Origin of the sequence: Exiguobacterium sp. s5 (assembly GCF_018618075.1) — a bacterium.
In the GTDB taxonomy this organism is placed as follows: Bacteria; Bacillota; Bacilli; order Exiguobacteriales; family Exiguobacteriaceae; genus Exiguobacterium; species Exiguobacterium mexicanum_A.
In genome coordinates this window covers 177,951-198,087 of the sequence record NZ_JACSLK010000003.1, presented here as the reverse complement: position 1 = coordinate 198,087, position 20,137 = coordinate 177,951, and the positions used below count along the sequence as shown (strand labels likewise).

Below are 20,137 nucleotides of genomic sequence, written 5' to 3'. Positions count from 1 at the left end.
GCGATTGCTCCCCCGGGGCAATCGCTTTCTGACTGACTTATAAGCTCAAGAACTTGATGAGGACACCGATCGCGAAGATGGTGAAGAAAAAGCCGAACGGGACGATGAAGCCGATAGCTGAATCGATGGCATCGTTACGTTTGCACTGCACGTCGTTCTCGAACGGGTTTTCGCTTTGTGGGCGAACAGAGTTAATATGCATAGTGAGTCCCTCCTTGAAATGGTTCCGTCCTAAGTATAGCGAATCAGTGAAGGATAATCTATGTTTAGATAAGAATAAATTGTGAAAGTGGTGTGTGTTTTGAATGAACCGTGGCTGCATAACGGAAAGTTGTCGAACGTGTACGTCCTATTTGGGACAGAGAAATATTTACTAGAGACGTGGGAACGGGCAATCATCAAAGCCGCCAACCCGTCTGGTGATCAATTTGATGTCATGCAGCTCGACTTGCACGAGACGTCACTCGATACGGCGCTTGATGAAGCGGAGACAGTACCTTTTTTCAGTGAGTATCGGACCGTCATCGTCAAACATGCCCAGTTTTTGACGGGGGCGAAAGAAAAGCAGAAACAAAACGTCGAGCGCTTGACGGATTACGCGTTACAACCGGCGCCTTACTCTGTGCTCGTCTTTGTCATTGAAGCGGAAAAACTCGATGAACGAAAAAAAGTTGTCAAACGCCTGAAAGAACGGGCCATCGTCCTCGAAGCGAAAAAACCGAGCCAATCCGAATTAATGCGTTACGTCGGCGACGAATTGAATCGTCGTGGTCAAAAGATGGAGCGGGCGACCGTCGAGCGTCTGTTGTTCCTCTGTCAGGACGATTGGGGAAAACTCGTGCGCGAGCTTGAGAAGTTACAACTCTATGCGAGTGAAGGCGCCGACATCCCGATGGAAATCGTCAACGACTTGGTCCCACGGACGCTCGAGGATAACGTATTCCAGCTATCCGAGTTTTTAGTGGCCCGACGTGCGGATGCTGCGCTTCGGCTTGTACGGGACTTGGAGAAACAGGGGCAGGAATTGATTGGTCTGTTGTCGCTCCTCGCCCGGCAGTACCGGAATATGTATCTGGCCAAACAGTTGACCGAGAAAGGTTATGGCGAGAAGCAGATCGCCTCGAAAATCGGGGCGCATCCATATACGGTAAAACTCGCCTCACAAGCGAGCCGGAATTTCTCAGAGGCCCAGCTCGCCCGGGCGCTGACGATGATTGCCGATGCGGACGAGGCGATGAAGACGGGACGGGGCGACAAGCAAATCGTCTTCGACACACTCGTCTGCCAATTAACGTTACTGTGAGGTGAAGACATGGGATTACAGGAAGTGAGACTCATGGACGTGATTCCGCTCCGGCATGACGTGTTACGGCCGGGACAGGCGGTCGAGACATGTTATTTTGAAGGGGATGACGCCGAGACGACACGCCACTATGCCTGGGTCGAAGACGGTCGTGTCGTGTCGATTGCGACCGTGATGGAAGTGGGGCGTGACTTCGACGGTCAGACGGTGCCGTATCAGCTTAGAGGGATGGCAACGGACCCGGCATTTGCTGGCCGAGGAATTGGCTCGTCCTTTTTACAGGCGTTGCATGAAGCGGTCAGTGATTCGTGGTGGTGCAACGCTCGAGCGATCGCCGTCCGGTTCTATGAACGGAACGGATTGGTGACGGTCGGTGACGCGTTCGACATTCCAGGGATTGGACCCCATTATGTGATGAAATACGAAAAAACAGCCGGCTCCTAATGGAGGCGGCTGTTTCGTTTTAGTCTCTAATTAGAGAGCTGCGATGCGAGCTGCGAGACGTGATTTGTCACGACCTGCTTTGTTTTGGTGGATTAGACCTTTTGCTGCAGCCTTGTCGATTTTCTTCGTAGCGAGGACGAAAGCTTCTTGAGCCGCTTCTTTGTTACCTTCTACAACGAGAGTATCAACACGTTTTACTGCTGTACGCATTGCTGCTTTCTCTTGCGAGTTCGCTACGCGACGCTTTTCAGAAGTTTTTGCACGTTTGATTGCTGATTTGATATTTGCCATGTTATTTCACCTCCTGAAACAAGAAAGTGTATGTTCTCATTACTTCAAGTAATCATTCAACAGAACAAGCACAATTGTAGCAAACGGTTATTCGAAAAGCAACCACTTGATGATTATTCTGAAAACTATATGTGGTATTGTTGTAGTAGGTCGTACACATTAACTTAGGATTTTGATATAATGACACGGTATGCATGAGAAGGATAGGTGAACCCATATATGAACAAACAAGAATTAGAGAATCGTCAGAAGAGAATACGGAACTTTTCCATCATCGCCCACATCGACCATGGGAAGTCGACACTCGCTGACCGGATTCTCGAGAGAACTGGTGCGCTCACAGCGCGTGAAATGAAAGAACAGACGCTTGATGCGATGGATCTCGAACGGGAACGTGGGATCACAATCAAATTGAACGCCGTTAAATTGAACTATACCGCAAAAGATGGCGAAGAGTACATCCTTCATTTGATCGATACACCGGGACACGTCGACTTCACATATGAAGTGTCGCGTTCGCTCGCAGCCTGTGAAGGGGCGGTCCTCGTCGTCGATGCGGCTCAAGGGATTGAAGCTCAGACACTCGCGAACGTTTATCTCGCGCTTGATAACGACCTTGAAATCATCCCGGTCATCAACAAGATCGACTTGCCATCGGCTGACGTCGAACGCGTCCGTCAAGAAATTGAGGATGTGATCGGACTTGACGCTAGTGACGCTGTGCCGGCTTCTGCCAAGGCGGGAATCGGGATTGAAGAGATTCTCGAGCAAGTCGTCGAACTCGTTCCACCACCGACCGGTGACCCATCGGCACCGCTCCAAGCACTTATCTTCGACTCGTATTATGACGCCTATCGTGGCGTCGTCGCCTCGATCCGAATCGTCAACGGTTCGGTCAAAGTCGGGGACAAAGTCCAAATGATGTCGACCGGCAAATCGTTCGACGTGACGGATCTCGGCGTCTCGACACCGAAACCGGTCTCGGTGAAGGAACTGAACGTCGGTGATGTCGGTACGTTATCGGCGTCAATCAAGACGGTCGGCGACGTCCGCGTCGGTGATACGATCACGCTCGCTAAAAATCCATCGACGGAACAGCTCCCGGGCTACCGGAAAATGAACCCGATGGTGTACTGTGGTCTGTATCCGATCGATGCCGCCAAATATAACGATTTACGTGAAGCGCTCGAACGGCTTCAGTTATCGGACGCGGCGCTCGAATTCGAGCCGGAGACGTCACAAGCACTTGGTTTCGGATTCCGCAGCGGATTCCTCGGCATGCTTCACATGGAAATCATTCAAGAGCGAATCGAGCGTGAGTTCGGGATCGACTTGATCACGACGGCGCCATCGGTTATCTATCACGTCACAACGACGGCCGGCGACGTCATCCATGTCGATAACCCGTCAAAAATGCCGGAACAACAAAAAGTCGAGTCGATTGAAGAGCCTTACGTCAAAGCGGCCATCATGACACCGAACGACTATGTCGGCGCCATCATGGAACTTTGTCAGAAGAAGCGCGGCAGTTTCATCGACATGCAATATATCGATACGACGCGTGTCAAAATCACGTATGACATCCCGCTCAGTGAAATCGTCTATGACTTCTTCGACCAGTTGAAGTCGAGCACGAAAGGATATGCGTCGCTTGATTACGACTTGATTGGTTATCGCCCGTCACGCCTCGTCAAGATGGATATCCTCCTCAACAACGAACTTGTCGATGCGCTCAGCTTTATCGTGCACCGCGATTTCGCCTACGAACGTGGGAAGGTCATCGTTGAGAAATTGAAGGCGCTCATTCCGCGTATGCAGTTCGAAGTGCCGATTCAGGCAGCGGTCGGAACGAAGATCGTGGCCCGTTCGACGATCAAGGCGCTCCGTAAAAACGTCCTCGCCAAATGTTACGGCGGCGATATCTCACGGAAACGTAAATTGCTCGAGAAACAAAAAGAAGGTAAAAAGCGCATGAAGATGGTTGGTTCTGTCGAAGTGCCGCAAGAAGCGTTCATGTCCGTCTTGTCGATGGACGAAGAATAATCGTTCGCCCTTATCTACGGATGAGGGCGTTTTTTTCGCATTTGGCAGGATTCGGTGGTCCAGGTACGGAATAGTACCCACTTACAGATAAATAGAGGAGGAGTGGCGGTGCCGATATATAATTTTTCAGCAGGGCCGGGCGTATTGCCAGAACCTGTCTTACGAGAAGTGCAAGCCGAATTTCTTTCCTATAAACAAGGGGTGTCCATCGTCGAGATGAGCCACCGCTCCGACACGTTCGCGACGATCGTCGAGCAGCTCGAGACGAGACTGCGGCGATTGATGCAGATTCCAGACGATTACGCCGTCCTGTTCCTTCAAGGTGGGGCGACGCTTCAATTTTCAATGGTGCCGATGAACCTGCGGGAATCGGGTCGCTTCGCCTATCTCGACAGTGGGACATGGTCGAAGAAAGCGATCAATGACGCAAAACACTTCGGTGACGTCATCGTCGTCGGTAGTTCAGCGTCATCCAACTACGACACAATCCCGGAGTGGCCGGAACATATTCAGGATGTGGATTATCTTCACGTGACGTTGAACAACACAATCGAAGGGACGCGCTATACGACGTTGCCGGATACGAACGTCCCGCTCGTCGCCGACATCTCGTCGAACATTTTAGCGGAAGCGATCGATGTACAGCGCTATGGTCTCTTGTACGCCGGTGCCCAAAAAAATATCGGTCCGGCCGGATTGACGATTGTCATCATCCGTCGTGACTTGGTCACCGAGCGCGATTTGCCGTCGTATCTGGCTTACAGCAAGCATGTCGACACGCTACTCAACACCCCGTCGACGTTCAGTTTATATGTCGCTGAGCGGGTTCTCGCTTGGGTCGAGACCGAAGGGGGCGTCGACGAGATGGAACGCCGTAACGAAAAGAAGAGCAAGCTGTTATATGACGCCTTGGATACGTCACCGGTATTTCACGCGCTCGTCTCCGGCAAGGATCGGTCGCTGACGAATATCCCGTTCACGAGCGGAAATGACGCGACGGATGAAGCGTTCCGGCAGTTTGCGGAGATGCGCGGGTTGATCGAGCTCGGGGGTCATCGGTCGGTCGGGGGTCTTCGAGCGAGCCTTTATAATGCGATGCCACTTGAAGGTGTGACGCGTCTCATTGACGTGATGCACGAGTTTGAACAGGAGGGACAAGATGTTTCATATAAAAACGTATAACCAAATCGCCAAAGACGGGCTAAGACGCTTCGAACCGAGCGAGTACGCCGTCAATGATGCGGAGCAAGCCGACGCCTGGGTCATTCGGAGTCATGACGTCCATGGCGCGGACATCCCGCCTTATTTGCTGGCCATCGCCCGGGCCGGTGCCGGTGTGAACAACATTCCGCTCGAACGGTTGGCTCGTCAAGGGGTCGTCGTGTTCCATACACCGGGCGCGAATGCGAACGCCGTCAAGGAACTCGTGCTCGCCAGCATGCTGTTGTCGGTTCGACCGATTTTAGAAGGGACGAACTGGGTCAACGGTCATACGTTTTCCGATCAGGCGTCGCTCGAGCAGGCGATGGAAGACGAGAAACGGCGCTTTGTCGGGTCTGAGCTAAGAGGCAAGCGAGTCGGGATCATCGGTCTCGGTGCGATCGGCGCGTCGCTCGCCAACGACTTGCTCCACCTTGGCATCGACGTCGTCGGCTACGACCCGCATTTATCGGTCGACGCGGCGTGGAACATCTCGCAACAAGTGAAGCGGGCGAAGCAGTTGAGCGAATTGCTCGCAGATGTCGATATCCTGTCGATTCATATGCCGCTCACCGATGACACGCGTCACATGATCGATGCGACGTGGTTCAAACAGATGAAACCGGGCGCCACCATCTTGAATTTCGCCCGCGGTGAGCTCGTGAACGATTCCGATTTGCTCGAGGCGCTCGATGAGAACGTCGCGACGTACATCACCGACTTCCCGAAACAGGCGCTGCTCGGTCATCCGCAAGTCGTCGCCTTCCCGCATCTCGGGGCGTCGACGCACGAGTCTGAGGTGAACTGTGCGATTCAAGCCGTCGATACGCTCAAACTGTACTTAGAGACCGGTAACATTCGTAACTCGGCCAACTTCCCGAACGCGGAACTTCCGTATGTCGGGAAGCGGCGTTTGGCGGTACTTCATTTGAACGTCCCGAACATGGTCGGTCAAATCGCGAGCCGGCTCGCCGAAAACGGAATCAATATCGATAACATGGTCAACCGGAGCCGCAACGATGTGGCCTATACGTTGATCGACATCGACAACCATAAACATGAGACGTTATCCGTGCATGCCCTATATGACATCGAGGGTGTCATGCGCGTCCGCGAATTTTAAGGAGGAATGACCATGGTCGTATTTAAACCGTTTGCCCCGTATATGCCGAAACACCCCGAGGCGGTCGCTGCCGCCCCGTACGATATCGTCACTGTCGAACAGGCGCGTGAAGACGTCGGTCAGCGTCCCGATTCTTTTCTTTCGGTCGATAAACCAGAACTGTTCACGGCGGACATGCCGCTCGACGCCTGGGGACGCAGAGCCCGTCATGAGCTCGAACGGCTCTATGAATCAGAATTGACCGAGCGGACACATGGGTTTTACGTCTACCGGCTCACCGACCACGGACATGTGCAGACCGGACTCGTTGCCACGTTCTCGGTGACTGATTATGAGGCAGGAAGAATCAAAATCCACGAGCACACACGTGAGGTGAAAGAGCGTGAACGGGTCGAACACGTATCGGCGACGAAAGCGCACACCGGCCCGATTTTGATGAGTCACGTCCCGGACGAAGGATTGCGTCGTATCTTGGACGACGCGACGACAGGAGAGGCGTTGTTTGCCTTCACGGACAGTGAAGGTGTCATCCATGAAGGCTATGCCGTGCCATCCAAGCATCAAGCACGCGTCATCATGCTCGGGGCCAGCATTCCGGCCATCTATATCGCCGATGGGCATCACCGGGCCAAAGCCGCAGCTGTCGTCGCCCGGAGCCCGATCCATGAAGGGGAATCGAAACAAGAGCGGGACCACTTCCTCGGCGTCTTGTTCCCGAGCGATGAGCTGACGATTTTGCCGTATCATCGCATTTTGAACGATGTGGCGCCAGAAGAAGTCAGAGCGTTGCTTGACGGTTTAGCTTTCTCGTATGAGATTGAATCGGTGCCTGCCTTACACGTCCCGAACGAACGGGGCACGTTCGGTTTGTCTTACCGGGGCGAGCATTTTATGCTCAAAAAACGGCAGACGACGACGGCACTCGACGTCGCGACGTTGCAACGGGATGTGCTCGAGCCGTATTTCCATGTCAAAGACGTACGGACGGACAAACGAATCGATTTCATCGGCGGCAAAGATGCCCCGACGCGCCTCGCCGACTTGGCTGAACGTGATGACGTCGTCGTGTTGACGTGTCACGCCACGGCGATGGAAGAGCTAATGCGCGTCGCCGACGAGAGCGGTCAAATGCCGCCGAAATCGACGTGGTTCGAACCGAAATTAAAGAGTGGTCTGTTCATTCATCGGTTCGATTGAACGTGCAGAGTGGCGTCACGGCGTGAAAAGCGTTATAAATGGAAGAGAAGAAAGGGGTGGCCGCCATGGCTAAAGCCGTATATCTTCACATTCCATTTTGTGAACATATTTGTTATTACTGCGATTTCAACAAGGTGTTCTTGAAGAACCAACCGGTTGATGACTATTTAGATGCATTAGAACGAGAAATCAAACTCTCGCTCGAACAATACCCGACCGATACGATTGAGACGATCTTTATCGGCGGCGGGACACCGACCGCCCTCAATGAGGCGCAGATGAAACGTCTCATGGACATGGTCGCGCGTCACTTGCTCCCGCTCGCGTCGCCAGACCTCGAATACTCGGTCGAGGCGAATCCGAACTTCGTGAGCGCCGAGAAGCTCGATACGATGAAACATGGAGGGGTCAACCGCGTCAGTTTCGGCGTCCAGACGTTCGATGACGGTGGACTCGAACGAATCGGACGGACACACCGGGCCGATGACGTGTTCGCGACCGTGACGGAAGCGGCGAAGCGATTCGATAACATCTCGATCGACTTGATGTTCGGCTTGCCGGAACAGACGCTCGAACAGATTGAGCGCGACCTCGACTTGGCGTTCCAGCTCCCAATCCATCACGTTTCTTCCTATTCGTTGATTCTCGAGCCGCACACCGTGTTCGCGATTCAAGAGCGGAAAGGGAAGTTGCGCCTCCCGGGCGAGGATATCGAAGTCGAGATGTACTTGAAAGTGATGGAGACGCTCGAACGTCGAGGCTTGAAACAGTATGAGATCTCGAACTATAGCCTCGAAGGACGCGAAAGCCGTCACAACCAAGTGTACTGGCGCAACGAAGAGTATTATGGTTTCGGGGCTGGGGCGCACAGTTATTTGAACGGGGAGCGTCGGGCGAACATCGCGCCGATTCCGCACTATATCAAGGCGGAAGGGCTACCGGTTCGCAATACGACGACGCTCGAGACGGTCGAGAAGATGGAAGAGGAACTGTTCCTTGGACTCCGGATGCGTCAAGGCGTGTCGTTTGCGACGTTCGAGTCGAAGTATGGTGTGTCGATGCGTTCGGTATTCGGGCATGTCTTGTCGGAACTCGAGGCAAAACGGTTGATCGAGACGACGGACACACACGTCCGCTTGACCGAATCTGGGCTCCCGCTCGCCAACGAGGCGTTCGCTGCCTTCATCGGCGAGGCACGGATGAGCGACTCACCGGAACAGACATCGATGTCATAACAAACAAGGGCGAACCCGGATTGGGTTCGCCCTTGTTTTGGTTATAAGACAAGATCGCGGTAAATCGGCATGAGCCGGCTGAACGTATCCTCGACGAGCGCCAGGAAGGCGGCTTCGTTTTGCAGAATCGACGCATCGGCCGGAAGTTGACGACCGATCAAGAAGTCCGCTTTCTTCACCGTCGCGAACCGTTCTGTGATCGCTTCGATCGATTCAGCTGACGAATCCTCGATTAAGAACGCGTCTTTTTTCATATGGTCCCCGGCGATATGGAAGTCGGGGAACTCTGATTTGAAGTCGATCGTCATGAGTCGACGGCCGATCGCTTCTTTGTTCGGCATCTCATAGATGAACGCGAGCCAGACGAAGACCCGGTCGTCGAATAACCCGACTTGGAAATGGGGATGTTTCTTATAGCCGCGTTTGTCATGGCCGATCGCCATCCACGTGTCTTTCGGTGGATTGACCGTCCGACGGGCATGTTTGGCGACATGCAAGTAAAGCGGGACACCGACATCGGCCTCGAGTTGGGGACCGACCTCTTCATAGATACGATGGAACAGCGGTTGAATCTCAGAGCGGATGCCTGCCATGCGGGCATCGAGTCCGTCTTGCGTGAATACGTTAAATTGTTGTGTTGTAAACATCTAATCACCTCAATTCGTATCATACCGAAACTTGAAGAAACATGCATACCGGAAGGCTCTATGGGACTGGAAAAAATGATGCGAATGAATTGACAAATATGGAGAACATGATAATATTTGAAGTGTGATTAGCACTCAGTAAATATGAGTGCTAATAAAGCGAGGCCAATCCTTCAGAGAGGAGTGACGTTGTGCTGACAGAAAGACAATTGCTCATTTTACGAGCCATCATTGATGATTATATTCAAACGGCCCAACCAGTCGGTTCGCGAACGTTATCGAAGCGGGATGACTTGTCATTCAGTTCGGCAACCATTCGGAACGACATGGCTGATTTAGAAGATATGGGTCTGATTGAAAAGCCGCATACGTCGGCCGGACGCATCCCGTCCGAAGTCGGCTATCGGTATTATGTCGACCATCTCGTCGAGACGAAAATCATCGACGAGCGGGAGACGTATCGCCTTGGCGAGCGGCTACGTGCCTCGGCCCAAGAGTCGGAAGTGCTCATCCGTCAAGCCGCCGACCTACTCTCTGACCTGACCAATTATACGACGGTGGCGCTCGGTCCGAACAGCCAGATGAATCGGCTGGCCCGGATCGATTTGATGCCGCTCGACGAAAGGCGTGGCGTCGTCTTGATCGTGACCGATCAAGGCCACGTCGAACATCGGACGGTCGTATTCGACTCTCCGATGGCGCCGGACCTGGTCGAACAGACGATCCGCTTCTTGAACGATCGTCTGAAAGGAACTCCACTCGGTCAGCTGAAGTTCCGGATCGGAGAAGAAGTGTCCAAGCTTCGACTCGCGCATCAGGAACAATTCGAGTTCATGATGCAACTCATTCAATCGACCGTCGGCGTCCAACATCCTGCTTCGCTCTACTTAGGCGGGAAGAAGAACATCTTCAACCAACCTGAGTTCCAGACGCTTGATACGTTGCGTCCGTTCCTTGAATGGATCGACGAGCAGGAGCGGTTGACCGACTGGCTCGAATCGTTGCCAAACCGCGAGATTTATGTGAGCATTGGAAGCGAGAATGGCATCGTCGCGCTTCAAAATTGTAGCGTCATCACGTCCGACTATACGCTCGACGGTCAGACGTTCGGGACGATCGCGATGATCGGACCGACCCGGATGGATTATCGACACGGGGTTCAGATGATGGGACAAATCATTGAGGCGCTCAGGCGAACGAAATTAGAAGAGTGATGGAAAGGAGCCTCATTATGACAACTGACAAACAGAATGGGCCAGAGCCAGAAGAAGTGCTCGAAGAAAAAGATTTTGATCCGAAACAGACAGAGACGGTAGAAGCTGAAGAGGTTTCAAATGTTGAGTTTGTGGAAGAAACTTCTGAGGGGACGGATTTACAAAAAGAAATCGATGCGCTCAAGGCGAGCGAGCTCCGCATCCGTGCGGATTTTGACAACTTCCGACGCCGGACGAACGAAGAGAACGCGAAACGAGTCAAATTCGCATCGCAGACGGTCGTCGAGAAATTGATCCCGCTCATCGACAACTTTGAGCGTGCGCTCCAAGTCGAAGCGAATTCGGACGACGCCAAGCAGATTCAAGCCGGTGTCGACATGATTCACCGCCAGTTGCTCGACGTCTTGAACGGTGAGAACGTCGAAGCGATCGAAGCGGTCGGACAACCGTTTGACCCGAACTATCATCAAGCGGTCATGCAAGAGCCGAGCGATGAGTTCGAATCAGGGATCGTGACGATGGAGCTTCAAAAAGGGTACACGATGCACGGGCGCGTCATTCGTCCGAGCATGGTAAAAGTCTCAGAATAACATTACTTAATTAGATGGAGGAATAGACAATGGGTAAAATTATCGGAATTGACTTAGGTACAACGAACTCATGTGTAGCAGTGATGGAAGGTGGCGAAGCAGTCGTCATCTCGAACGCGGAAGGGAACCGTACGACACCATCTGTCGTCGCCTTCAAAGGGGAAGAGCGTCAAGTCGGAGAAGTCGCGAAACGTCAAGCGATCACAAACCCGAACACGATCCAGTCGATCAAACGTCACATGGGTACGGCTCATACAGTAGAAGTCGATGGCAAGAAGTTCACGCCGCAAGAAATTTCGGCGATTATCTTACAAAAATTGAAAAAAGATGCAGAAGACTACCTCGGTGAGTCAGTAACAGAAGCGGTCATCACTGTTCCTGCCTACTTCAACGATGCCGAGCGTCAAGCGACGAAAGACGCAGGGAAAATCGCTGGACTTGATGTCAAGCGGATCATCAACGAGCCGACGGCAGCAGCACTCGCTTACGGACTCGACAAAGGTGAAGACCACACGATCTTGATTTATGACCTCGGTGGCGGTACGTTCGACGTGTCGATCCTCGAACTTGGCGATGGTGTCTTCGAAGTTGTGGCTACTGCAGGGGACAACCGTCTCGGCGGTGACGACTTTGACCAAAAAGTCATCGACTACCTCGTAGCTGAATTCAAAAAAGAGAACGGCATCGACCTCGCACAAGACAAGATGGCGCTCCAACGTCTAAAAGACGCAGCTGAAAAAGCGAAGAAAGACCTTTCAGGCGTGACAAGCGCACACATCAGCCTTCCGTTCATCACGGCCGGAGCTGCTGGTCCGCTTCACCTTGAAACGACGCTCACGCGTGCGAAATTCGATGAGTTGACAGCCGACCTCGTCGAGCGCACGATGGAACCGACACGCCGTGCCTTGAAAGACTCTGGGCTCACACCATCTGACCTCGACAAGATCATCCTCGTCGGTGGTTCGACACGTATCCCAGCGGTCCAAAAAGCAATTCACGACTTCACGAAAAAAGAGCCGTTCAAAGGTGTCAACCCGGATGAAGTTGTTGCTCTCGGTGCAGCCATCCAAGGTGGTGTCCTCGCTGGTGACGTCAAAGACGTCGTCCTTCTCGACGTGACTCCGCTCTCGCTCGGTATCGAGACGATGGGTGGCGTGATGACGAAGTTGATTGACCGTAACACGACGATCCCGACTTCGAAATCACAAGTCTTCTCGACGGCAGCTGACAACCAGCCGGCCGTAGACATCCACGTCCTCCAAGGGGAACGTCCGATGGCGCCGGATAACAAGACGCTCGGCCGCTTCCAATTGACGGACATCCCGCCGGCACCACGCGGTGTGCCGCAAATCGAAGTCAAATTCGACATCGATGCGAACGGAATCGTTCACGTATCGGCGAAAGACCTCGGTACGAACAAAGAGCAGTCGATCACGATCCAATCGTCTTCAGGTATCGATGAGGCTGAAATCGAGCGCATGGTAAAAGAAGCGGAAGCGAACGCAGAAGCGGACAAACAGCGTAAAGAAGAAGCCGAACTCCGCAACGAAACGGATCAACTCGTCTTCGCGACAGACAAAGCGATCAAAGACCTTGGCGACAAAGTCGATGCGGCTGACAAAGAACGTGCTGAAGCGGCGAAAGAAAAAGCCAAGTCAGCACTCGAAGGCACAGACCTCGAAGCAATCCGTACGGCGAAAGACGAATTGTCAAACGTCGTTCAAGAATTGACGCAAAAAGTATATGCGAACATGGCTGAAGAGCAAGGTGCTGAAGGTGCCGAGACACAGACGGAAGCGAAAGACGACAACGTCGTCGACGCGGAGTTTGAAGACCTCGACGATCGTAAATAAGGCAACCGATAGATAGGAGAGCGCCAAAGCAGGTTTCTGCTTTGGCTCTTTCCATGTTAAGGTAGATTCGGTAGAATCTTAGTTTAGACAGTGTAGAGGAGAGAGTAACGTGGCGAAACGAGATTATTATGAAGTGCTTGGCCTGGATAAATCGGCCTCGGCACAAGACATCAAGCGGGCATATCGTAAGCTCGCACGACAATATCACCCAGACATTAACCAAGAGCCGGATGCGGCCGATAAATTTAAAGAGCTCGGAGAAGCGTATGAAGTGCTGTCAGACGAGCAGAAACGGGCCCAGTATGACCGCTTCGGTTTTGAAGGGGCCAGCCAGTTCGGTGGCGGTGGCGACTTCCAAGGTGGCTTCGGTGACATCTTTGATATGTTCTTCGGTGGCGGCGGACGACGTCAAGACCCGAACGCTCCACGTCGCGGCGAAGATTATCAATACGTCGTCGATCTCGATTTCATGGAGAGCGTGACCGGTAAGACGGAAACAATCGACCTCGAGATCGAAGTGGAATGTGACACGTGCATGGGCAGCGGTGCCAAACCAGGGACGAAACCAGAGACGTGTGGCCGTTGTGGCGGTAGTGGCGTCGAGACGGTTGAACAGAACACGATTCTCGGGCGGATGGTCAACCAGCGGACGTGTAGCCAATGTCACGGCAGCGGGAAGACGATTAAAGAAAAATGTGAAACGTGCCATGGTTCTGGCCACGTCAAGAAACAGAAGCAAGTCGAAGTCAAGATTCCAGCCGGGATTGACAACGGCCAACAAATCCGTCTCTCCGGTAAAGGCGGCCCAGGTTATAACGGCGGACCAGCCGGTGACCTATATATCGTCGTCCGCGTCCGGGCCCACGAGATCTTTGAACGGGTCGACCAACACATCACGATGGAGATGCCGGTCACATACGCACAAGCAGCACTCGGTGCCGAGCTAGAAGTGCCAACCGTCCACGGCAAGGTGAGCCTAAAAGTACCAGCCGGCACGCAGACCGGGTCGAAATTCCGCTTGCGCGGCAAAGGGATGCCGAGCGTCCGCGGCGGCGGCAATGGCGACCAGTACGTCAATATCGTCGTCATGACACCGACGAACATGACCGACCGTCAAAAAGAACTGCTTCGTGAGTTCGAAGAGATTAGCGGGGAAGCAGGCGTCGAAGAACAGCACGGCCTGTTCCAAAAAATGAAGAAGTTTTTTAGCCAGTAAAAGGAGCGTGTGAAACGATGAAATGGTCTGAAATTTGTGTCCACACGACACAGCAGGCAGTCGAAGCCGTATCGAACTTATTACATGAAGTGGGGGCACAAGGGGTCGTCATCGAGGACGTCGAGGACTACGACCAGATGATGGCCGAAGACCATTTCGGAGAGATTTGGGACGTTTCCGGACGAGAATCGTATCCGACGTCCGGCGTCTACGTGAAAGCGTACGTCCCGGCGTCGGGTGATTTCCAAGACACCCTCGCCGCGTTCAAAAAAGAAGTGGACGGGTTGCGTCATATGCTCGACATCGGCACCGGCGAAGTGACGGTCGTCGAGATGGACGAAGAGGACTGGGCCCATTCGTGGAAGCAATACTACAAGCCCGTCAAAATCTCGCAACATCTCACAATCGTCCCGCTCTGGGAAGATTATGAGCCGCAACCTGAAGAGAACGTCATCTTGCTTGACCCGGGCATGGCGTTTGGCACCGGGACACATCCGACGACGATGCTGTGCATTCAAGCAATCGAGAATTATATCGAGCCGGGTGACCGCTTGATTGATGTCGGTACCGGATCCGGTGTACTCGCCATCGCCGCGGCGAAGCTTGGCGCCGAACGTGTCGAGGCGCTTGATTTGGATGCGGTCGCCGTCGAATCGGCGCGTCAAAACGTCGAGACGAACGATGCCCAAGACGTCGTCGACGTGAAGACGGGAGATCTGCTGAAAGGGATGACGGGCGAGTACGATCTCGTCGTCGCCAACATTTTGGCCGACGTCATCATGCTCTTCATCGATGATGCTTATGCGCGCGTCAAATCAGGCGGTTACTTCATCACGTCTGGGATCATCGGTCAGAAGCGGGCCGAAGTGACAGCTGCGCTCGAAGCGGCCGGGTTCACGATTGAAGAGACGCGTGTCATGGAAGATTGGGTCGCCATCATCGCGAAGAAAGGGTAAGCCATGCAACGATATTTTTTACAACGTGAAGCGTTTGGAAGCGATCTCGTCGAATTGCCGGCCGACGTCGTGCATCACATCGGCACAGTGCTTCGGGGAGGTCCTGGGTATCAACTCGTGCTCTTGGACGGGACCGGATTTGAATACGTGGCCGAAGTGGTGACGCTCGATAAGAAGTCCGGTACGGCACGCGTCGTCGAGAAGCGGGAAGCGACGACCGAACTGCCGGTTGACGTGACGCTCGCCTACGCGCTCCCGAAAGGGGATAAAGTCGAACTCGTTGCCCAAAAAGGGACCGAGCTCGGTATGCATCATCTGTTGGTGTTCGAGTCGAAGCGCTCGGTCGCCAAATGGGACGCCAAGAAGGTGCCGAAAAAGCTGGAACGGCTCCAAAAAATCATGCAGGAGGCGGCCGAACAGTCGTACCGCGCCGTCGTCCCGACATGTGCTTATCTCACCCCAAAAGAGCTAACGGCTCGTTTCAATGCGTATGATGCGGTCGTTCTCGCGTACGAAGAGGTGGCCAAACACGGAGAAGGTTCCGCGTTTGCGACGGTGTTGACAGCCGCTCGACCGGGCTCGAAGCTCCTGCTTCTCGTTGGTCCAGAAGGCGGCTTCGATGAAGCGGAAGTGGCCGGTTGGATCGAGGCGGGTGCCGTACCTTGTGCGTTCGGTCCGCGTATCTTGCGTTCGGAAACGGCTCCGCTCTATGCGCTCTCAGCTATTTCCTACGCCCTTGAATTGAATTGATACACCACAAAAATGGCTCTCGCATATGCGAGAGCCATTTTTTGTGGAAAGATAAAGGGCTCGCATCCAAGAGGCGAGCCCTTCTACTTATTTTTTGACGAGTGTGATCGTCTTCGTCGTCACGTTTCCGGCGAGGTCAGTCGCCTCGAACGTGAACGTGTTCTCACCTGATGTCACAGGTAACGCGATTCGCTCGGTTTTAGTGAACGAACGCATCTCATACGGAGCCTTCAGCGTTTGGCTGAATTTCAAGTCACCGTTGACGAGAAGCTTCACTTCATCAAAGTTGTCTTTCACGGTCACATCGACGTTGACCGTCGATTGTTTTTTACCGATTTTCTTCGGCAGTTTCCCGATTTCGATGACGGCTGGTGTCGTGTCCACGAAAATCGCACGTTGGAAGTTGGTCACGTTGCCGGCCGCGTCTTCGGCGACGAAACGTAATTTATGGACGCCGTCCCCGAAACTGCGAGTCGTGTTGAAGACGTGTTCTTTCTTCGCATCATCCCACGTGAGTGGCACGTCAACGCCGTCAACTTGGAACGATTGGATCGCAGATGCATCTTGAATCGTTCCAGATACCGGGATGTCCGATGTCGCGTATGGCGTCAAAGCGAGCGGGGCGTTCACGAACACGCCAGGCTTATCGGCGTCTGTCGAGTAGACGACCGTCTTCGTTGTGCTGTTGCCGGCGTGATCGACGACGCGAACGCTGACTTGATCGGCGTCACTGACGCCTGCGAACGTGTAAGCCGCTTTTCCGTCAGCCTGTTTGGCGACGGATTTTCCGTTCAAGAAATATTCGACCGAATGAATGCCTGAGAACTCATCTTTCGCTTGGACGGCCAAGCTGTCCCCTTGCCATTTCGTCGTGAACGTCGGGTCCGTGTAATCGACTTTGACCGGGAAGCGAAGCGTCTGGGCTTGTTTCTTCATGTAGTCGATGCTTCCTTCGATTTCGTAGAAGTACTTACCGGCAGGAGCTGGTTTTCCGTTCAACTGACCATCCCACGTGTAAGCGGCCGAGTAGTAGTAAGGCGTGTTGGCACCACCGTCAAAGTAGTTCTTACGAAGTTCTTCGTCTTGGAACAGCGTCCGGACGACGTTCCCTGACTCGTCGACGATGCGGTACTTGACGTCTTTGGCGTTACGGAGCAACGAGAACACCGGAACGGCAGCATCTTTCGAGCCATCTTTGTCTGGTGAGAAGGCGATCGCGTCGGCATCGACAGACTTGTCAAGGTTCGAACCGAGATAGTTCCCTGTCTGGTCGACCATGCCTGACACTTCATAGAACGAGCCGTCTTCATAGATCGAGGCATCGAAGATCGGTGCCTTGCCCCAGTCTCCTTCGAAACCGACGAACGGTACGACGAGTGACGGGTTGCCCTCAGGACCGTTGACGTCCGTCAAGCGGACGAATCCATCGACGAAGTAACCGTTCTCGAAGACGTCTTTCGCCGGTACGAGGCCGTCGAGCGTTTTCGGATTGAGCACTTTCGCTTTCGAGACGTCGAGCGCGATTTTCAATTCAACTTTTTGATTTGGTTTCACTTTGACCGTGCGAACTTTTTTGCCATTCACCGTCACTTTTGCATTCTCGAGTGCTTGTGCTTCCATCGCGTTCTGAACGAGTCCAGCCGTCTGTTCGATGGCGAGATCGGTCTGGAGTGACGAAGACACGTTATACGACACGGCCTTATCCGACAAGTTCTCGACGACGAGTGTGAACGTAGCTTTGCTGCGGTTCAATTCCTTGAGCGCGACTTTTGCTTCTTTCGTTTTCTTCTCGTACGCGATCGCTGGTGTCGAAACGGCAGCATGCAATTGCATGAGACCTGCTCCACCACGACGTGGCGTGTACGGAAGGTTTTGTTGCAACTGTTTGTTGAGCGGTCCGATATCCGTGACAGCTTTTGACGTGTTGATAAGCAAGTTCTTCGCCATCGTGACACGTGCCGTGCCTGTCAAGTTGAAGTCGCGGTCAACGCGTTCGAGGACGAGGGCGGCTCCACCGGCAACGTGTGGCGCAGCCATCGATGTACCGCTCATCAAGCCGTACTGGTTATCGTTCAACGTCGAGAAGATCTGTCCGCCTGGTGCCGAGATCTCTGGTTTGAAGTCAAGGTTTGGCGTCATGCCCCATGATGTGAAGTTCGAGAGCTGACCGGCCGCACCGTTGACGACGCTGAGTCGATCGCCGGCAAAGCCGATCGTCATCTGTTCGCCCGCAAGGAGACGTTGTTGCAAGGCGTTTCCGTCCTTGATGCTGAGCGAGGCCATCGGGACTTGCGGGTTTGACAAGGCCATGCTCACGTAGTCGCCGTGACCGACAGCACCGCGGACGATGACACCGGCCGCGCCGTTCGCTTCGGCCGTCTGCTGAATGTTCGAATAGAAGTAACTACCGTCACGGACGGCGAGGACGATTTTCCCTTTGACATCTTTTCCGACGTACTGGCTCGGTTGTCCGTCGCCGACGTAAACGAGTTCATAGTCTCCTTGTGTAAAGGCGGGACCGTCTTGTTTTTTCCAACCGATTTTATCGGTGTTGTCGCCTGACTTGATGGAGAACGCGTCCAATTGGATTTGATCGTTCTCAAGCGATGCGACCGATGTCGATGCCGAGCTGACACTCGGGGCACCGACGACGCCCGTGTCCGGGTTGTTGGCGTATGGAAGGTCATAACCGTTCCCGAAGTAGGCCGAGTTCCCTGCTGAAATGGACATGAAGACACCGTTGTCGACGGCACGTTGGACGGCTTGTTGTTCCGGTGAGTCGGCGTCGACGAATCCGGCCGTTGATCCGAGACTCATGTTGATGACGTCCGCCCCAAGTTTGATGGCGTCATCGATGGCTTTAATGTAAATATCGCCATATGTCGAAGCGTAGTTCGGGTCGTTACTAAATACTTTGAGCCCGAGCACTTGTGCCTCAGGAGCGACACCTTTCAAGCCACCGGCCGCTTCATCACCGTTGGCGGCGACGGTACCCGAGACGTGCATGCCGTGCATCGAGGCGCCAGGCGAATCGTCACGGATGTCATCGTTCTCATCATAATAGTTATAGGCATAAGGGACTTTCTCGTTTATGTAGGTTCCTGGCATGCCGAACGTGCTGACGGCCGTCTCGACTTCGGTTTGAGATAACTCAGCCTTCGAATCATCGGTGAGACGGAAGTCGCGATGGTCGGCGTCGACGCCTGTATCGATGACGGCGACGATCGTGCCTTCGCCCGTGAAGCCATAGTCGCCCCACGTCTGTTGCGATTGGACCATGCCGTTGCTCGTGACCATATCCGGTTTGACTTCTGGACGTTCGTACTCATTGACGACGTGGACGTGCGCAACTTCAGGTAACGCCTCGACTTTTTTGACATCTGTCGCTGTGAGCATCGTACTGAACCCGTTGAAGACGGTTGTGAACTCTTCAAGCGTCACGGCTTTAACGCCTTTTTTCGAGATGGCCGCTTTTGCTTTCTTTTGTTCGGCTTTGACGACCTTTTGGGCGCCATCTTTCTCGGTCTTCGTCAATTCATTGAATTTCTTGCCTTTCTTTTTCGCTTGATCGATCGCCGGGGCACCGACGAGTTCGACGACGACACGTAACTTCTCGTGTTTGTCCGTCGTGTTCACGCTTTGTTTGACGGACGGTTTGGCCAAGACCGGTTCGGCACCGAGACCGAGCAGGCCAGGGGTCAACGCGAGACATGTCGCGAGGGAGACGTTCAAATAAAATTTTGGTTGTGGCAATTTAGTATCCTCCAATCGTTTTTTGAAAAAATAAATCCATTTGTGGAAAATGATAGCGGATTTAAATCCAAAAATCCTCCTGTTTTTTAAACGGAAGGGTAATGAATTTGAACAAATTAAAAGATTCTGACAATTACTTTGGACCTATGTGCTCAAATTGGCAGATAGGTCTTTTTCCAGTGTAGGCCTCCAAGTCTCAAAAAAATGAAGTCTCTAAAACGAAATGAACAATTTACTTGAGATTTCTAGCGTAAGTTGATACAGTCTGTAGTAGATAAATCATATAAAACTTATCGATATAGTCGGAATAAAGATGATGGGG

Annotated in this window: 17 protein-coding genes; 13 read left to right on the top strand and 4 right to left on the bottom strand. The window is 53.2% G+C overall.

Translation table 11 applies throughout. The features are described 5' to 3' along the window. Window positions 1-37 precede the first annotated feature (37 nt). Window positions 38-202: a YqzM family protein gene (locus tag KNP60_RS08340; RefSeq protein ID WP_016508105.1), complete on the bottom strand. Its 165-nt coding sequence runs from the start codon at window positions 200-202 to the stop codon at window positions 38-40. Between the two features lie 90 nt (window positions 203-292). Between KNP60_RS08340 and holA the strand changes: the two genes are divergently transcribed. Further along, window positions 293-1,303: a DNA polymerase III subunit delta gene (holA, locus tag KNP60_RS08335; protein WP_353048645.1), complete on the top strand. Its 1,011-nt coding sequence runs from the start codon at window positions 293-295 to the stop codon at window positions 1,301-1,303. 9 nt (window positions 1,304-1,312) lie between these two features. Continuing rightward, window positions 1,313-1,747 carry a GNAT family N-acetyltransferase gene (locus KNP60_RS08330; RefSeq protein ID WP_214797273.1) on the top strand — a complete coding sequence of 145 codons (435 nt, stop codon included), beginning with the start codon at window positions 1,313-1,315 and terminating at the stop codon, window positions 1,745-1,747. A 30-nt stretch (window positions 1,748-1,777) separates the two neighbouring features. Here KNP60_RS08330 and rpsT read toward each other — a convergent pair whose 3' ends face one another. After that, window positions 1,778-2,038 carry a 30S ribosomal protein S20 gene (rpsT, locus tag KNP60_RS08325; protein ID WP_034778152.1) on the bottom strand — a complete coding sequence of 87 codons (261 nt, stop codon included), beginning with the start codon at window positions 2,036-2,038 and terminating at the stop codon, window positions 1,778-1,780. A gap of 219 nt (window positions 2,039-2,257) precedes the next feature. On the opposite strand from rpsT, the gene lepA reads away from it, so the two are divergent. From lepA to hemW, 5 genes are all read left to right on the top strand, one after another. Beyond that, entirely contained in the window at window positions 2,258-4,081 is a 1,824-nt protein-coding gene (lepA, locus tag KNP60_RS08320) for a translation elongation factor 4 (RefSeq protein WP_034778150.1), read from the top strand. Between the two features lie 108 nt (window positions 4,082-4,189). Beyond that, window positions 4,190-5,263 (top strand): 3-phosphoserine/phosphohydroxythreonine transaminase, encoded by a 1,074-nt coding sequence (gene serC, locus KNP60_RS08315; protein ID WP_214797272.1) that lies wholly within the window; start codon window positions 4,190-4,192, stop codon window positions 5,261-5,263. Then, on the top strand, window positions 5,241-6,404 hold the full coding sequence (locus tag KNP60_RS08310) for a 3-phosphoglycerate dehydrogenase family protein (RefSeq protein WP_214797271.1): 1,164 nt from the start codon (window positions 5,241-5,243) through the stop codon (window positions 6,402-6,404). Before serC ends, KNP60_RS08310 begins: the two co-directional genes overlap by 23 nt. Window positions 6,405-6,416: 12 nt before the next feature. Then, window positions 6,417-7,601: a DUF1015 domain-containing protein gene (locus KNP60_RS08305; protein WP_214797270.1), complete on the top strand. Its 1,185-nt coding sequence runs from the start codon at window positions 6,417-6,419 to the stop codon at window positions 7,599-7,601. 65 nt (window positions 7,602-7,666) lie between these two features. After that, window positions 7,667-8,836, top strand: a complete 1,170-nt coding sequence (gene hemW, locus KNP60_RS08300; RefSeq protein ID WP_214797269.1) for a radical SAM family heme chaperone HemW — start codon at window positions 7,667-7,669, stop codon at window positions 8,834-8,836. A 41-nt stretch (window positions 8,837-8,877) separates the two neighbouring features. Here the strand turns inward: hemW and KNP60_RS08295 are convergent, their stop codons facing one another. Further along, the gene (locus tag KNP60_RS08295; protein ID WP_214797268.1) at window positions 8,878-9,483 is read right to left on the bottom strand and encodes a DUF1054 domain-containing protein; all 606 of its coding nucleotides are present in this window, start codon (window positions 9,481-9,483) and stop codon (window positions 8,878-8,880) included. 191 nt (window positions 9,484-9,674) lie between these two features. Between KNP60_RS08295 and hrcA the strand changes: the two genes are divergently transcribed. The 6 genes from hrcA to KNP60_RS08265 all read left to right on the top strand — a co-directional run bounded on the left by hrcA (window position 9,675) and on the right by KNP60_RS08265 (window position 16,062). Continuing rightward, window positions 9,675-10,697 (top strand): heat-inducible transcriptional repressor HrcA, encoded by a 1,023-nt coding sequence (hrcA, locus tag KNP60_RS08290; RefSeq protein WP_034778141.1) that lies wholly within the window; start codon window positions 9,675-9,677, stop codon window positions 10,695-10,697. 17 nt (window positions 10,698-10,714) lie between these two features. Further along, a complete protein-coding gene (gene grpE / locus KNP60_RS08285; RefSeq protein WP_034778140.1) occupies window positions 10,715-11,287 on the top strand; it encodes a nucleotide exchange factor GrpE in 573 nt (190 codons plus the stop codon). Between the two features lie 29 nt (window positions 11,288-11,316). Then, the gene (dnaK, locus tag KNP60_RS08280) at window positions 11,317-13,140 is read left to right on the top strand and encodes a molecular chaperone DnaK (protein ID WP_138859216.1); all 1,824 of its coding nucleotides are present in this window, start codon (window positions 11,317-11,319) and stop codon (window positions 13,138-13,140) included. 109 nt (window positions 13,141-13,249) lie between these two features. Then, on the top strand, window positions 13,250-14,356 hold the full coding sequence (gene dnaJ, locus KNP60_RS08275; protein WP_034778138.1) for a molecular chaperone DnaJ: 1,107 nt from the start codon (window positions 13,250-13,252) through the stop codon (window positions 14,354-14,356). Between the two features lie 17 nt (window positions 14,357-14,373). Next, a complete protein-coding gene (prmA, locus tag KNP60_RS08270; protein WP_034778137.1) occupies window positions 14,374-15,312 on the top strand; it encodes a 50S ribosomal protein L11 methyltransferase in 939 nt (312 codons plus the stop codon). Between the two features lie 3 nt (window positions 15,313-15,315). Further along, window positions 15,316-16,062, top strand: coding sequence for a 16S rRNA (uracil(1498)-N(3))-methyltransferase (locus KNP60_RS08265; protein ID WP_034778135.1), 747 nt, complete (start codon window positions 15,316-15,318; stop codon window positions 16,060-16,062). 87 nt (window positions 16,063-16,149) lie between these two features. Here KNP60_RS08265 and KNP60_RS08260 read toward each other — a convergent pair whose 3' ends face one another. Next, the gene (locus KNP60_RS08260) at window positions 16,150-19,815 is read right to left on the bottom strand and encodes a S8 family serine peptidase (RefSeq protein ID WP_034778133.1); all 3,666 of its coding nucleotides are present in this window, start codon (window positions 19,813-19,815) and stop codon (window positions 16,150-16,152) included. Window positions 19,816-20,137: the final 322 nt, after the last annotated feature.